This is a genomic window from Roseibium sp. FZY0029, assembly GCF_036350355.1.
GTDB lineage: Bacteria > Pseudomonadota > Alphaproteobacteria > Rhizobiales > Stappiaceae > Roseibium.
In genome coordinates, this window is record NZ_JAZDVZ010000011.1 from 77368 (window position 1) to 93178 (window position 15811).

A 15811-nucleotide genomic window follows, 5' to 3' on the forward strand; every position below is an offset into this window, starting at 1 on the left:
TGGGTTTTGGATTGGCAAGCGCCGCCCAGGCCCAGGATTTCACGATGAAAATCGCCCATGCCGGGCCCGCCACCATGGCAAACGACGATTACGTCGGATCCACGTCGCTTAAATCCTATATCGAAGAGAATTCGAACGGTCGGATCGTCGTCGAGATCTATCCTGGCAACCAACTTGGCAACTACCAGGAAGTGATGGAGCAGGTGAACGCGGGAGCGCTTGAAGTCGCGCATGTGTCCATTGGAGGGGTCACGCCGTTCGTGCCTGAGCTGGCCGTTGTCGACCTGCAGTACATCTTGCCGAATGACGAAGTCGCCTACAAGTTCATGGAAGGTTCCTTTACCGATGCCATGACCGACGCGGTGATGGAAAAGCTGCCGAACACTCGCCTTGTCGCCGTGAGCGATGGTGGCCGCTGGCGTTCCTTTTTCACGACCAAGCCGGTGCATAACGCAAACGATCTCAAGGGCATGAAGATCCGCACGATCAGCTCCCCGCTGCAGCAGCAATTCGTCAGCAGCCTGGGCGCTTCTGCCACGCCCGTGGCCTGGGGCGAACTCTATACCGCACTGTCCACCGGCGTCGTTGATGGCACCAAGAACGGTACCCCTGACATCATGTCCAACAAGTTCAACGAGGTGGTCACGAATGTCATTCTCGACCGGCATACGTTCCTGTTTGGCTACTACTTCGTGAGCGACAGCTGGCTGAGCAGCCTTCCCGAAGACTTGAAAACCGTCGTTCTGGACGGCTTCAAGTTTGCCGCGGCAGAACAGACGAAATTCAACGCGGAAGTGGAAGCCAGTGCGAATGCCGACTTCGAAGCTGCGGGCGGCACCATTTACACACCGACTGAAGAGGACCGGGAGACCTTCCTTGGCGCTCGTCAGGCGATGCAGGACTGGTACGTCGAAAAATATGGCGACAAATGGCTGAACGTCATGCTCGAAGCCGTTGAAGAAGCAAAATCCGCGGCTGGCCAGTAACAACCAAAGCGCAAGTGGGACGGGTATTTTGTCCCGTCCCTGAAAATGGATGAAGTACATGTTCGCGATTGGTTTCCCATCGATCTATAAACAAGGAAGCGGTTTGCTTGAGCATCTCGGCGAACTCGTCCGACCTTTCGGACAGAAGCCGCTCATCGTCTGCGACCAGTTCGTTAAAACGAACTACGGCGACACGATCAGCCGCTCAATGCAAGCCGCCAACCTTGATGTCACATTCGACGATTTTGCCGGTGAGTGTTCACCGCAAGCCGTGGCATCTGCAGTGGAGCGAGTGCGTGCGAAAGGCCTTGATTGCGTGATTGGTCTTGGCGGCGGCAAAGCGATTGATGCTGCCAAGGCCGTCAAGATCGACACGGCTGTTCCCGTCATCGTGGTTCCGACAATCGCTTCGAACGATTCCCCAACCAGCCGATTGGCGATCATGTACGACGAGGACGGAAAGTTCTTCGGCCCAAAGTTCCTGACGACAAATCCAGATGCCATCTTTGTGGACACGGGAGTTGTAGCGAAAGCGCCGGTCAGGTTTTTCCGTGCCGGAATCGCGGACGCCTTGGCCACGAAGTTCGAAGCTGACCAGGTAAGGCTTGCGGGCAAGAACAACTTCTTCGACGCCCAGCCCACCGAGACGGCAATCTGCCTCGCCGACCACTGCTACACCGTGTTGCGAACACACGGTGGGGCAGCGGTTCGTGACGTCTTGAACACGCAGACCAGTCCTGCCGTGGAAAAGGTGGTTGAAGCCAACATATTGCTCAGCGGGCTCGGCTTCGAGGGCTGTGGTGTTGCCGGCGCACACGCGATTGGCATGGCTCTTTCCGTGCTGCCGCAGGCAAAAGGCATTCTCCATGGAGAAGAGGTCGCCATTGGCCTTCTGGCACAGTTCGCCCTGGAAGGCCGGGACAACGCCTTCATGGCCGACATTCTGAATTTCTACGAGGAAGTCGGATTGCCGCGATGCCTGCGCGATGTCGGACTGATTGACCTTTCCCACGAAGAACTGCGGCAGATAGCTGTCTTTGCAACGCGTCAGGGAAGCCGGATCCACAACATGCAACATCCGGTATCCACCCTGGATGTCTATGACGCGCTTCGCGGGCTGGCCGGTTCCAGTCAACCATTCCGGGCGACGTTGTTGCCGTAACCGGACAGAAAAGCCTCAAAAGCGGCATTCTGCGTTTTTATTCTTATATAAAATATAAGAAATCATACTCAAGAACTCACACTGGAGGTACCCATGAGCAAACCGCAACTCTTAGTCCACGATCACGAAGACAATGTGGGTGTCGTCGTCGTGGAAGGTCTGACAGCCGGCACGGAAATGCTCTGCGTCGTCACCGCAGACAATTCCGATTTCAAGCTGAAGGCCAATACCGACATTCCGATCGGCCACAAGGTCGCGCTCAAGGCGATGAAGGCTGACGATACGGTGATCAAGTACGGCGAGGATATCGGCAGAATGATCTCTGATGTCGCCATAGGCGACCACGTTCACGTTCATAACTGCAAGACCAAAAGGTGGTAACCATGGCGCAAGATTTTTCCAAGATGACCGTAAACGCCTGGCGCCGCGAAAATGGCCGTGTCGGCGTTCGAAACCACGTCGTGATCCTGCCTGTCGACGATATTTCGAATGCAGCGTGCGAAGCTGTTGCGAATAACGTCAAGGGCACCATGGCCATCCCCCATGCCTATGGACGCCTCCAGTTCGGGGAAGACCTCGACCTTCACTTCAGAACGATCATTGGCACCGGCGCCAATCCCAATGTTGCGGCTGTGGTCGTGATCGGGATCGAACCTGAATGGACGAGCATCGTTGTCGACGGCATTGCCAAGACCGGCAAACCGGTGTTCGGAATTTCCATCGAACAGAAAGGTGATTTCGAAACCATCCGGCAGGCGAGCTGGAAGGCCAAGGAATTCGTTCAATGGGCAACGGAACTGCAGAAGGAAGAGTGCCCGATCAGCGATTTGTGGATTTCAACCAAATGCGGGGAAAGCGACACCACCACGGGTCTGTCATCCTGCCCTACGGTCGGCAACATGTACGACAAGCTGCTTCCGGAAGGAATATACGGCTGCTTTGGTGAAACCTCAGAGATCACCGGTGCGGAACATATCTGCGTCAAGCGCGCGGCGACCCCGGAAGCTGGCGAGAAGTTCATGAAGATCTTTCAAGCCTATCAGGACGAGGTTATCGAGCCCTTCAAGACGTCAGACCTGTCGGACAGTCAACCGACCAAGGGCAATATCCTCGGCGGCCTGACCACGATTGAGGAAAAAGCTCTCGGCAATCTGGAGAAAATCGGCCGGACATCGACCTACATCGATGCAATGGGCCCCGCCGAAGCCCCGGAAAAGGGCCCGGGACTCTACTTCATGGACACCTCCTCGGCGGCTGCGGAATGCGTGACGCTGATGGCTGCGGCAGGATACGTCATTCACACCTTCCCGACGGGTCAGGGCAACGTCATCGGCAACCCGATTGTTCCGGTGGTGAAAATTTCGGGCAATCCGAGAACCTTGCGGACCATGTCCGAGCACATCGATGTCGATGTGACCGGGGTGCTGAACCGCGAAATGACGATCGACCAGGCTGGCGATGCCTTGATCGAAATGATCGTCCGCACAGCGAACGGCCGGAACACGGCTTCCGAAGCACTCGGACATCGGGAATTCTCGATGACCAAGCTGTATCGATCGGCCTGACAGATGCGCGTCGTGGTTACGGAATTTATGGATGAAGCCGCTCTCGAGACATTCGGGGGCGACTTCGCCGTCACCTATGATCCGTCGCTTGTTGACGACCGTGGCAAGATGCTTGCCGCGGTCTCGCAAGCCGACGCGGTCATTGTGCGAAACCGCACCCAGGTAGATCAGGAGATGCTGAACGCCGCCCAGAGACTTCAGGCCGTGGGACGCCTCGGTGTTGGACTGGACAACATCGATCTCGCAGCCTGCAAGGCTCGCAACATTGCCGTTCTGCCGGCAACGGGTGCCAATACACTCTCGGTCGCCGAGTATGTGATCGGTGCCACGATGAATTTGGTTCGTCGCAGCTACAGCTCCAACCAGGAGATGATCAAGGGTGCCTGGCCACGGTCCGAACTGGGACGCGGTGGAGAAGTTGCAGGCCGCATAATGGGTTTGGTGGGCTTTGGTGATATCGCCCGGGCAGTTGCAACCCGCGCACAGGCCCTTGGCATGCAGGTGATCGCCCATGATCCCTTCCTGCCCGCGGACCACCCGGCCTGGAACGAGGTCCGGCGAATGGAAATCGACGACCTCATCCGCCAATCCGATGTGCTGAGTCTTCACGTGCCGTTGACGGACACGACACGGGGAATGCTGGATACCGTCGCAATCAGCAAGATGAAGCACGGTGCGGTTTTGATAAACACAGCCCGCGGCGGGATTGTGGATGAGGCTGCCCTGGCCGCCGCGCTCAAGGCTGGCAACCTCGGCGGGGCCGCGCTTGACGTGTTCGAAACCGAACCGCTCACGGCCGAAGCCGGGCTCCTTTTTGACCAATGTCCCAACCTTGTTCTCACCCCGCACATTGCCGGGGTCACTGACGAAGGCAACACGCGTGTCAGTTTCCTGACGGTTGAGAATGTCCGGCGCGCATTGAAGGATTACCAGAATGTCCAAACTGCTTAGCATCGTAGCGGCTGAAGCGTTAATCCAGGATGCCCTCGTTGCCAGCGATGTCTCTCCGGCGAACGCTGCGTCTGTCGCCAGGGCGCTTGTTGCGGCAGAGGTCGACGGTCAAAAGGGGCACGGCTTTTCGCGTGTTGCCGCCTATGCGGCGCAAGCGAAGTCCGGCAAGGTCGACGGCCATGCGATCCCGCAGGTCGCACGGCCATTTACCGGCAGCCTCATTGTCGATGCCGGGAATGGATTTGCCTTTCCGGCGATCGACGCAGCCATTGATGGTTTGACTGAAATGCTGACCGAGACGGGTATCGCGATCGCCGGTATCCGCCGGTCGCACCACTGCGGCCAGCTCGGTGCACACGTTGAGCGGTTGGCGGAACGCGGGTTTGTCGCCCTGATGGTTGCCAACTCGCCTGGCGCCATGGCGCCCTGGGGAGGTTCGCGGCCGGTTTTCGGAACCAATCCCATAGCCTTTGCCACGCCACGCGAAGGCGCTGTCCCGCTGGTCATCGACCTGTCCTTGTCAAAAGTCGCCCGTGGCAAGGTCATGGCAGCGTCGAAGGCTGGCAAGACCATCCCTGAAGGGTGGGCATTGAACTCGGATGGCAATCCGACAACAGATCCTGACGAAGCCCTGAACGGTACGATGATACCGCTAGGGGACGCAAAGGGCGCAGCCCTGGCCTTGATGGTCGAGATACTGTCTGCCAGCCTCATCGGGGCCAACCACGCCTTTGAAGCCAGTTCCTTCTTCGATGCCGACGGCGCCCCTCCGGGCGTGGGTCAGACCATAATCGCGATCCGGCCGGATATTTCGGGAAGCGGATACGCCTCTCGTCTGGAGGCTCTTCTGTCAGAGATCCTTTCGCAAGAAGGGACACGGCTTCCAGGCTCCGGAAAGACTGAGGCCCGCCGAATTGCATCGGTCCAGGGTGTCGAAATTCCGGAGCACTTGCTGCGTGAGATTGAAGACCTCACCCCTGCTGCGAAATAATTCGGCCAGGACAATTCCATGAAAACCGAAGCATCGTTTTCCCGAGCATCCCTTACGCGCGTCCAAAGCCTGGCTCCAGGCGTGCTGATCTGCGCCTTGATCGCTCTTGCGGCGCAGTTTCTGTCAGAACATTACGGTTCGCCGGCCATGCTGATGGCGCTGTTGCTCGGGATGACGATGAACTTCGTTCAGGAGGAACCGTCCCGGGCCGCAGCCGGTGTCGGATTTTCAGCAAAGGTGATCCTGAGAATTGCCGTTGCACTTCTCGGAGCACGCATTGGATTTGACGCTTTCGTCGACCTTGGGTGGCCGGTCGTTCTACTGGTTGTCTCAGGATTGCTGGCGACGCTTGTCTTTGGTTATGCCGTCGCACGTCTTTTGGGCCGCGGCTGGAGACTTGCGATCTTGACTGCCGGCGCTGTCTCGATCTGCGGCGCGTCTGCGGCAATGGCAATTGCAGCGGTTCTGCCAAAGAATGAGTTTTCGGAGAGGAACCTCGGCTTCACTGTCTTCAGTGTTACCCTCCTGAGCACATTGGCCATGATTGGCTATCCGCTGCTCGCCTCCGTCCTGAATTTCGACCAAATGCAATCCGGCATATTTCTGGGCGCAACCATCCACGATGTGGCCCAGGTCGTCGGGGCGGGGTTCGGTGTTTCGGATGCGACGGGAGAAACAGCAACAACAGTGAAGCTGATCCGAGTGTCCATGCTTGCGCCATTCGTTCTTCTGCTCACACTGGCGCTGCGCGGCGCACATGAAACGTCAGATGGCCAGGCAAAGAGACCGCCCCTGATCCCCGGTTTCGTGCTCGCTTTCCTGTTGCTGGTGATAGCCAATTCGTTTGGCCTGTTACCGGCCGCAGTTCAGAGCGCCGCTGTGTTCCTGTCCAAATGGGCGATGTTGACAGCAATTGCAGCGGTAGGGGTCAAGACGGAGCTGCGGAAATTCAGGGAAATCCCGCCACAGTCGGTTGCTCTGATTGTTCTGGAAACCGGATTTATCGCCTGCTTTGCGATAACCTGGCTCAAGCTTTCATAAGGTGGCTCGAGATCATCAAGCCCCAGGGAAAGCGGCTTACAACATTAAAAAACAGAGCTTATTTTCTGCAAATCAACCTTCGGATCTCGAAAGCGTTATCTGATAGGTCGCGAAATCTGTCCTGTAGAGGCTCTCTCTCAACTCCACCACCCGATCGGCAAGATCGTAAGCAACTCGCACGACTTTCAGAAGCGGCGTTCCAACTTCGACTTCGAGCGTTCTTGCAGCCCCCTCGTCCGCCACCGTTGCCGAAATCGACTCATCGACATGCATGACAGCTATTCCAAACCGTTCGTGCAAATAGGGATAGAGTGAGGGCGGTAAGGGAAGATCGTCCGGAAGGCCACTGCACACGGACGCATCAAAACTCATCTCCTCCAGTGCGAAGGGCCGTTTCTCATTTTCTCTGACCCGAGAGAGCTGCATCACCTTCTTGCAGTCTTCACCCAGATATTTTCTTTCTCGCTTGGTAGACGCTCTGAGTTTTACAGTCTCCTTGACGGGATGAGGGATCACCAAATCCCCTTTTTCGTTTCTCAGACGGAAAAACGAATAAAGGGCCTCTTCCTGTGTGGTCCTGGAAACAATGGTTCCACGCCCCGGGCTTCGCGCCAGGAGGCCACGTTTTTCCATTGCAACGAGGGCTTTTCTGATGGTGCCCTGGCTCACTCCAAATTCTTCTGCGAGCACAAACTCGTTTGGCAGCACTTCGCCTGGTGACCAGGTGCCAGTCGCGATACGATTTGTCATTTCGACTTCTGCGCGCTTGTATAAAGGCTGTGGCGACAAATGGCTGTTCTTGCTCACGTTCCCTCAAATCTGCTTAAATCCTGAAAAATTGGAAATTTAGCAGCCCCTATCTTGTTGTTTTTCGGCACGATGACCAAACATTGATTACTTATATAATATACTCGAAGCGTCCCATCACCAAATCCAAAGGTAGCACGAAGTGCGCATATTTATGGCTCCCGGCTGTGATATCACCGTGAGTTCCAGATGAGCTTCTCTTTTCGATTGTTTTGGGGGGTGGATAAAGTTCCGTATTGAGAACGACTTCATTTCGCGCCGAAGGGGGGCTGTGAGGCCAGTGATTCACACACCGTCGAGATATTCACGTTTTGTGGAATATAAAACCGTCTCGGAAGACACAAAATACTTTTGTCAGACCGCTGTTATTGTGGCCAGACCATTGTGCAGTCTGCCCAAGTGGCAAAAGCAGTCACCTAGTGTCACGGCGATGACCGTCGACGCGTGACCAGAGCCCCAAACAAGCATTGCAGCTTTCGACGTGGAAGTGCTGACGGGATCGCCCAACCAAAGCAAGTCAGTCTCCATCGACTTCGGCGTTATCCGAACATCCCGTGACAACTGCGTGTCTCCGCTCACGGGGAAACGTCGACGCAGAATTCCAAGGTACATCCAGATGGGGGCACTACTGACGATCGACGGTTTTCAAGCCGAAGATCCGGTGAAATTGATCAATCGGATTGGTCTGTCAGCTCTCAGGCAAGCAAAAGGGCGTTGCCGGTCTCCTTGTCAAACAGGTGAACATGTTCAGGCTTGATGGCAACGGAAACCGAGCCCACACCATCCTCAATACGCAGGGGTGCGGCAATCAGCAGGCCCGGGGTCGTATCGGTGAGCACATAGGAAACCGCGCCCGTGCGCTCGATGAGCGAAACCGGAAGCGACATTCGGTTGTCTGTCTCCCCCTCCCCCACCACGAGATGCTCCGGCCGCAGACCGACCGTTACCCTTCGGCCTGCGGCCTGCTCATGTCCTTCAAAGGCGATTTCCGGCTTGCCGGGCAGATCCAGCGCGATGCTCGTGCCACCTTCCGATACGACGCCATCGACGAAATTCATGGCAGGAGAACCGATGAAGCCCGCGACAAACTTGTTGACCGGCCTGTCGTACAGGTCGAGAGGCGCGCCCTTCTGTTCAATTACCCCGCTGCGCATGACGACGACCTGATCGGCCATTGTCATGGCTTCGATCTGGTCATGGGTCACATAGACGGACGTTGCGCCGAGGCGGTTGTGCAGCTGGCGGATTTCGGAGCGCATGTGCACCCTGAGCGCCGCATCCAGATTGGAAAGCGGTTCGTCGAACAGGAAGGCCTTCGGATCCCGGATGATGGCACGGCCCATGGCAACGCGCTGACGCTGGCCGCCGGAGAGTTGCCGCGGATACCTGTCGAGTAGCTCTCCCAGTCCGGTCACACGGGCAATTTCGTCGACCGCCTTGTCGATTTCGGACTTTGGGCGCCGGCGGAGCCGCATTGAATAGGTCAGGTTCTGGCGCACGGTCATGTGCGGATAGAGAGCATAGGATTGAAATACCATTGCCAGGTCGCGTTCCCGTGGGGCCTTTTCGTTGACCGGATTGCCCGCGATCCGCATCGTGCCGCTGGTTATTTTCTCCAAGCCGGCAATCGTGCGCAGCAACGTGGATTTGCCGCATCCAGACGGGCCCACAAGGGCAACGAACTGTCCCTTCGGGATCTGCAGGCAGACATCGCGGAGCGCGTGGTAGGCGCCGTAGTATTTCTGGAGGTTTTCCAGTTCGATCTGATAGCTCATTTGAGGGCTCCGGAGGTCAGGCCGCTGACGATCTGGCGTTGCAACAGCACAAAGATGATGAGAACCGGCGTCACGTAGATCGCGGAATAGGTCATCACTCCGGACCAGTCGGACGTGTTTGGGCCCATGAAGGATTGCAGACCGACCGTTGCCGGCTGCAGCGCCCGCTGCGTGATCAGGGAGCGCGAATAGACGTATTCCCCGAAGGACTGCAGGAAGATGAGCACCGACGTCACCAGAATGCCGTTTCTTGCAAGCGGCACGATGATGGACAGGAAGGCACCGATGCGCGAGTTGCCATCGACCAGTGCGGCCTCTTCCAGTTCTCTCGGCACCTGCAGAAAGGTTGCCCGGCACAGCACGATATAGAGCGGCAGAACCTTCGCCGCCTGTGCCAGTATCACCGATGTCCTGGGCACCTCGCTGAGGCCGACCTGGTTGAAAGCGACGAATATCGGCGTGATCATCAGGGAGGATGGCAGAACCTGCATCATCAGAACGATGAAGAGCACCACGTCCATCCAGCGGTTGCGGATGCGCGCAAGCACATAGGCACAGCCCGTGCCGCAGATGGCGACGATTATGGTGACGCCCGAGGCGATCAGAAGCGAGTTCCAGAGATAGACGTCCATCTTCAGGCGCGTCCACACCTCGCCAACCATCCATTGCGGGTTGTCCGGCCAGAAGGTTGGCGGATTGGCGAAGATTTCCGTGCCACTTTTAAGGGCCGTGACGTACATCCAGTAGAGCGGGAAGAGATAGAGGCTCACGAGGCAGAATGCGATTGCTGTCAAACCATATTTTTTCATCATCGCTCGGCGCCTCAGGCTATGTGTTCATGGCGCGTTGACCGCACGTAGACCGCGGCAACGAGGATCACGAACAGGATCATCAGAACCGAAATCACCGATCCGACCCCGATTTCGTAATACTGAAACGACAGTTGCCAGCTCCAGTACTGGAAGACGTTGGAAGCGTTCGACGGGCCGCCCTGCGTCAGGGCTGCAAACAGGTCGAACTGCTGAAGCGTGAAGATGACACCGAGCGAGATCACCGCTCCAAGCTGGGCGCGCATCATCGGCAGGGTGATAGTGAAGAACCGCTGGACAGCATTCGCGCCGTCCATTTCGGCCGCTTCATAGATATCTTCCGGAATTCCCGCCAGACCGACAGACAGCAGGATCATGTTGAACGGCACACCCAGCCAGATGTTGGCGAGAATGACCGAATAGAGAGACACACTCGGGTCCGACAGCCAGAAAATGCGCTCGCCGGTCAGGCCGAGAGACATCAGGACATGGTTGAGAACACCGAAGTCACCTGCAAGGATCCAACTCCAGACCGCGCCGACAACAAGCGCCGGCATGATCCAGCCCGCCAGGAACAGACCCCGCAGCCAGGTGCTGCCCGGGAACTTCTGCTGAAAGAACATCGCCAGGGCAAACCCGATGGACAATTGCGCGGCAACGGAGATGCCGACGAACTTCACAGTATTGAGGAAAATACCCCAGGTTTCGGGCCGGGACAGAACGTCGCTGTAATTGTCGAGGCCAACGTACGGCCTGTCGAACGACGCCAGCGAAAACAGGTCCACTTCCTGAAACGACATGACGAGGTTGTAAACGAGTGGAAATCCTGAAAACAGAACCAGGTAGCCGAGCGCCAGCGTCACGAGAACTGTGTCGAAGCCGGCTCCGTCCCGGAACGGTCTGGTAAAGGTGAGCATCCGTCTCCTCCTCAATGGCGGATGAAAAAGGGTGTGCGCTCCCGCCCGAAAGAACGGCCCGCGAGCACACACCCAAAGGCAGGGCGAACATCGCAGAACCCCGCCTGAACAGACCTACTTGAGGACCTTGTCGATGCTGGCCTGCGCGGTCGCAAGGGCATCTTCGGGCGTTGCCTGACCGGTCAGTGTCGACTGGATCGCGGTCTGGATTGCCTTGCTGATGCGCGGCCACTGCGGATGAGGTCCGCGGTTGCGGGCATATTTCATCGATTCTTCGAAAACGGCATAGATTTCAGGATACTTCGGATCCTTCACCTCGACCTTGGAAGCCGGCAGATAGCCGAAATCGTTCCAGACCCTGTCCATGTTTTCATAAAGGAATTCCAGGAACAGGAAGGCTTCGTCCGGATTGTCGGTGCTCGCCAGGATGACGTTGTCCCCCTCGCCGAGTGCCGAGGCGCGTTCCGCCCCTTCTTGCGGCACGGGCAGCAGCGCAGCCCTGAAATCGAACTTGGCTTCCGAGCTCATCCGGGGCAATTCCCAAGGGCCTGAAATCGACATGGCGGCTGTGCCAGCGTTGAAGGTTCCGGTGCTGTCCCACTGCCCCCGGATCAGCGTATCCGGGGAGGCCAGTCCTTCATCGAGGATTTTCTTCCAGAGTGAAAGCGCTCGTACCGCCCCGTCCGTGTCGACATTGTCGTAATCCCCACCGGTCATCTGCAGCCAGGGCAGGAACTGGAAAGTGCCCTCTTCGGTCGCGACCGCAGAAAAGGCGAGGCCGTAGACATTGTCTTCCGGCTTGGTGAGCGCCTTGGCAGCTTCGTAAAGCTCGTCCCAGGTTCGTGGCGGGTTGTCGGGGTCGAGCCCGGCCGCGCGGTACATGTCGGCATTGTAGTAGAGAGCGATGGTGTTCGCCCCGCGGGGAATGCCGTAGATGCCTCCCTCATAGCTGACCGACGACAGCGGACCAGGGAAGATGTCGTCGGCATTTACGATATCGGACTGCTCGATATAGGGTTTCAGGTCCAGCAAAAGTCCGCGGGACGCAAACAGCGCCACTTCCGGGTTATCGATGTAGGTAATGTCAGGGGCATCCCCCGTGGCAACGCCGCGTGCAAGGTCGTTGACCATATCTTCAAACTGCACGGTCCGCACGTTGATCTTGATGTCGGGATGTTGCGCCATGAATTCGTCGGCCATGACGTAGTGATATTCACCCGGATCATCGATGGTCCACAGATCCAGCTCGACCGGATCTGCGGCGGCGGTTGAAGCCAGCGCGATCAGCCCGGATGTTGCCAATGCTATTGATTTCAAGTCCATGTTGGGTCTCCTCCCTGTATGCGACATGAATGACGGACAGCGTTGCCCTAGGTGAGTGAGGGATCGCCGCCTTCGTATTTGCCGGTGCCTGGTATGAAGGCGCCTCCCCGGCAGGTTTTCAGATGGTTGAGTGCATGCACCTGGCCGGTCATTTCCAACTCGTCGCGATAGACCGGGTCGTGCCAGCCCTCGATGTCGATGGAGCCTGAATACCCTGCAAGACGAAGTTCGCTGATGATGTCCGTCCAGTTGCTGTCACCGAATCCGGGCGTGCGCATGAAGACGAACGGATGTTTTCCGAAGATGCCGTGTTCGCGGATGACATCATGGCGAACGGTGGCATCCTTGCCGTGCACGTGAAAGATTTTGTCTGCCCATTTGCGAATTTGCGGCAGCGGATCAATCAGATAGACAAGCTGGTGGCATGGCTCCCATTCCAGGCCGAGATTGTCGTCCGTCGTTTCGTTGAACATCAGTTCCCAGGCATCCGGATTATGGGCGATGTTCCAATCGCCGGTTTGCCAGTTGCCGTCCATGGCGCAGTTTTCAAAGGCAATTTTGACGCCCTTGTCGGCAGCACGTTTTGCCAGCTCCGACCAGACTTCCTTGTATTTTGGCAGGCTGTCTTCCAGAGGCTTGCCGCGTACCCTGCCGGTGAAGCCGGCGACGCAAGTGGCACCGAAGTGATGGGCGTTATCGATGCAGTCCTTCCAGCCCTGAAGGGTGTCGCGATCAAGCGGCCGGTCTTCCAGCGGATTGCCGAACATGCCCAGGGTCGAGATGGTAATGTCCCTGTCGCCAATAGCCTCCACGCAGCGCTTGCCAAGTTCGGCCAAATCCTGCCCGTTGGTCGTCTGCCAGAAGAAGGGTTCGAAACTTTCAAACCCGAGATCGGCGATTTCATCGATCCGCTTCGCAGCTTCTCCGCCTGATGCGGATATCATCGTGCCGATCCGGATGGATTTTGCAGGATTGCTCATGAATGAAGGTCCTTGGGTCAGATATCAATCTCGACGAAGCACTCTTCCTCGGCGCTCCTGATTGCAGCAAATGTCATGGCGAGGGAGCGGATATTGTCGGCTGAATCCGTGAGGGCGGGCCTGCCGGTCTCGCGCGCATCCAGGAAGTCCGCGATCACACCTGCATGGCCGGTGGCTTCCAGTGAGGTCGGCAGCTCCGGTACCCGGGTCTCTTCCAACGGATAGAGAAAGCCCTCGGCCGATTTCACGACCTCGGCCCGGAAGCCTTCGTTACCATCCCACAGCAGTGTTCCGCGGGATCCGATGATGCGCCACGACGCTTCCCAGTCCGTGCGCGCACCTTCGGCGCACCATGACCCGCGATACGTCATCGTCACATTGTCGTGGCAGTCGAAAATCGCGGCCGCACTGGCCCCGTGGCGATACCAGGAATGAGGTGGATTGCTTTCGTGGCAAAAGACCCGGCGCGGCTCCAGACCGGCTACGAAGCGGGCAGCATCGAAAGTGTGGATCGCCATGTCGTGCAGAAGCACGTGATCCATTTCCTCTCGAAACCCACCGAAGTGCGGCGCGATGAAGAAATCGCAATGGACCTCCGCAATCCGCCCTATTCCACCCTCCTCGAGAAACTGTTTTGCCCGCCGAATACCGGGCAGAAACCGGCGGTTCTGGATGACGGCATGCAATCTGCCCTGATCACGGCGCGCGCTGAGAAGCGCCTTCGCCTCGGTCAGAGAATTGGCCATCGGTTTTTCGGAAAGAACATCGCAACCTGCCGCAAAACCTTGCGTCACAACCTGGTTACGGGCTGACGGCACAACAATGTCGAACAGGAGGTCAGGCTTCAATCTGGAGAGTAGGTCCGTCAGATCGTTTCCGGCCTCGGCGTTGCTGAATCCGGAGGTCTGAACACGTTTTTGCGCCAGGTCCCTGTCCAGATCGACAAACCCAACGACTTCGACACGCTTGCCGGAAGAATTAATATCCTGAAGTGCGCGCAACCAGCCCTCGGACATGGCTCCGCACCCCACCATGACGGCGGTCTGCATGTGATTTCCTCCCATCGGGCGCGGTTGTGACCTTTCGTCATTCCGCGCACCGTAAACGTTTACGACGCTAGATTATGATGGAACTTTGTGTCAAGAAGTTTTCGTAAACGTTTTCGGAATCGCTTCAGGAGCTCTTGTCCTTGAACATAAAAGACCTCGCGCAACATCTTGGAATCTCAATCGGAACCGTTTCGCGAGCGCTGAACGACAAGCCAGACGTTAATGCCAAGACCCGAGAGCGTGTGCTGAACGCTGCCGTCGAACTGGGTTACAGCGCAAACGCTTCTGGGCGCTCGTTGCGCCGAGGTACGACGCAGACTATCGCCTTCATGCTCGAGACCGGACAATCGGAACTGAGGAGCGGTGACAACTTCTTCATGCGGGTGATTGACGCCATGCAGGCGGAACTCGATGACGAAGGTTACGATCTCATCATCCTTCCCTGCCATTCAAAGAACGACCCGACGGAATTTCTGAAACGCGTGATCGCACGAGGCACAGCGGACGCCATTGTCGTTACGGCCACCATGAAGAACGATCCGCGCATTGAGTTCCTGCTCAAATCAAGGCTGCCATTCCTCACGCTCGGCCGGTCGCGCCTGGAAGACCAGCATCCCTGGATCGATCTTGATTTCGAAGGCTATGTCGACCAGACAATCCGCAAGCTGGTGGAACTCGGCCACAAGCGTATCGCGATCACGGTGCCCCCTACCCGCTCCAACATTGCCAGCCTGCTGCGCGAAACTTATGAAAGAGCCATTGGCGAAACCGGACTGGATTTCGACCCTGGACTGATTTTCGAATGTGAGGTCAGCGAATCCGGTGGCAATCAGGTAACCCATCAGATCCTTGGCATGCCAAATCGTGCGACCGCGCTTCTGCTCAACTACGAACTGATGGCGTTTGGCGTTTACTCCGCCCTGCAGGAAGCCGGCCTCTCGCCAGGAAGGGACCTTTCGGTTGCAACACTCCGCCGGAGCAAGCTGCTTCGTTTCCTGAACCCACCTGTGACGGCTTTCGAGATCGATCTTAACGAACTCGGCCGAACGATTGCCCGGGAAGTGCTGCAGGTTTTGCGCGACAACACCCACAAGACCAGCATCGTCTGGCCTGCCACCATGGCCGTTACCGAGAGCTTCGCCCCACCTGCCGAGAGATAATCTCGTAGGGTTCATTCGGGCCTAGGCCGAATGGCACGCTGGAAAGCAATGGCTGGATCAGGCTCGATATTGTCAAAGCCCGGAGTCCTCGCCATCTGGCTGAAACCCCCCTCCCCTGTCACGGAGAATGTCCTCAAAAAGCGGGCCGGTCCCCAGTCATGTCTTGCCAGGGACCAGAAACAAGGCAGCTATCGGATGCGGGCGACAAGAGAATTCGTGCTGCAAACCGAATGTGGTGCAAATTTCGCATTGGGTTGAATTATTGGCCTAATGACCGAAGCCTGACGTCAGCCTC

The 15811-nt window shown here is 57.2% G+C and carries 15 protein-coding genes; 8 read left to right on the top strand and 7 right to left on the bottom strand.

Translation table 11 applies throughout. The annotated features are described in order from the left end of the window. Positions 1-44 precede the first annotated feature (44 nt). The 7 genes from dctP (at position 45) to V1T76_RS25750 (ending at position 6696) form a co-directional block, all read left to right on the top strand. Positions 45-986 carry a TRAP transporter substrate-binding protein DctP gene (gene dctP / locus V1T76_RS25720; protein ID WP_330563536.1) on the top strand — a complete coding sequence of 314 codons (942 nt, stop codon included), beginning with the start codon at positions 45-47 and terminating at the stop codon, positions 984-986. Positions 987-1044: 58 nt separating this feature from the next. After that, complete coding sequence (locus V1T76_RS25725; protein WP_330563537.1) at positions 1045-2148, top strand: glycerol dehydrogenase; 1104 nt, start codon at positions 1045-1047, stop codon at positions 2146-2148. A gap of 93 nt (positions 2149-2241) precedes the next feature. After that, a complete protein-coding gene (locus tag V1T76_RS25730) occupies positions 2242-2529 on the top strand; it encodes a UxaA family hydrolase (protein WP_330563538.1) in 288 nt (95 codons plus the stop codon). A 2-nt stretch (positions 2530-2531) separates the two neighbouring features. Then, positions 2532-3713 carry a UxaA family hydrolase gene (locus V1T76_RS25735; protein ID WP_330563539.1) on the top strand — a complete coding sequence of 394 codons (1182 nt, stop codon included), beginning with the start codon at positions 2532-2534 and terminating at the stop codon, positions 3711-3713. Positions 3714-3716: 3 nt separating this feature from the next. Next, positions 3717-4664 (top strand): hydroxyacid dehydrogenase, encoded by a 948-nt coding sequence (locus V1T76_RS25740; protein ID WP_330563540.1) that lies wholly within the window; start codon positions 3717-3719, stop codon positions 4662-4664. Next, complete coding sequence (locus V1T76_RS25745) at positions 4648-5655, top strand: Ldh family oxidoreductase (protein ID WP_330563541.1); 1008 nt, start codon at positions 4648-4650, stop codon at positions 5653-5655. The genes V1T76_RS25740 and V1T76_RS25745 overlap by 17 nt, the downstream gene beginning before the upstream one ends. An 18-nt stretch (positions 5656-5673) precedes the next feature. Next, positions 5674-6696: a YeiH family protein gene (locus V1T76_RS25750; protein WP_330563542.1), complete on the top strand. Its 1023-nt coding sequence runs from the start codon at positions 5674-5676 to the stop codon at positions 6694-6696. A gap of 72 nt (positions 6697-6768) precedes the next feature. Here V1T76_RS25750 and V1T76_RS25755 read toward each other — a convergent pair whose 3' ends face one another. The 7 genes from V1T76_RS25755 to V1T76_RS25785 all read right to left on the bottom strand — a co-directional run bounded on the left by V1T76_RS25755 (position 6769) and on the right by V1T76_RS25785 (position 14356). Continuing rightward, a complete protein-coding gene (locus V1T76_RS25755; RefSeq protein WP_330563543.1) occupies positions 6769-7503 on the bottom strand; it encodes a GntR family transcriptional regulator in 735 nt (244 codons plus the stop codon). A gap of 695 nt (positions 7504-8198) precedes the next feature. After that, the gene (locus V1T76_RS25760) at positions 8199-9278 is read right to left on the bottom strand and encodes an ABC transporter ATP-binding protein (RefSeq protein ID WP_330563544.1); all 1080 of its coding nucleotides are present in this window, start codon (positions 9276-9278) and stop codon (positions 8199-8201) included. Next, entirely contained in the window at positions 9275-10090 is an 816-nt protein-coding gene (locus tag V1T76_RS25765; RefSeq protein ID WP_330563545.1) for a carbohydrate ABC transporter permease, read from the bottom strand. The genes V1T76_RS25760 and V1T76_RS25765 overlap by 4 nt, the downstream gene beginning before the upstream one ends. 11 nt (positions 10091-10101) lie before the next feature. Further along, on the bottom strand, positions 10102-11004 hold the full coding sequence (locus tag V1T76_RS25770) for a carbohydrate ABC transporter permease (protein ID WP_330563546.1): 903 nt from the start codon (positions 11002-11004) through the stop codon (positions 10102-10104). A 114-nt stretch (positions 11005-11118) separates the two neighbouring features. Beyond that, positions 11119-12327 carry an ABC transporter substrate-binding protein gene (locus V1T76_RS25775; protein ID WP_330563547.1) on the bottom strand — a complete coding sequence of 403 codons (1209 nt, stop codon included), beginning with the start codon at positions 12325-12327 and terminating at the stop codon, positions 11119-11121. Positions 12328-12374: 47 nt separating this feature from the next. Further along, a complete protein-coding gene (locus V1T76_RS25780) occupies positions 12375-13307 on the bottom strand; it encodes a sugar phosphate isomerase/epimerase family protein (RefSeq protein ID WP_330563548.1) in 933 nt (310 codons plus the stop codon). A 17-nt stretch (positions 13308-13324) separates the two neighbouring features. Further along, a complete protein-coding gene (locus V1T76_RS25785) occupies positions 13325-14356 on the bottom strand; it encodes a Gfo/Idh/MocA family protein (RefSeq protein WP_330563549.1) in 1032 nt (343 codons plus the stop codon). Positions 14357-14496: 140 nt separating this feature from the next. On the opposite strand from V1T76_RS25785, the gene V1T76_RS25790 reads away from it, so the two are divergent. Continuing rightward, the gene (locus V1T76_RS25790) at positions 14497-15516 is read left to right on the top strand and encodes a LacI family DNA-binding transcriptional regulator (RefSeq protein ID WP_330563550.1); all 1020 of its coding nucleotides are present in this window, start codon (positions 14497-14499) and stop codon (positions 15514-15516) included. Positions 15517-15811: the final 295 nt, after the last annotated feature.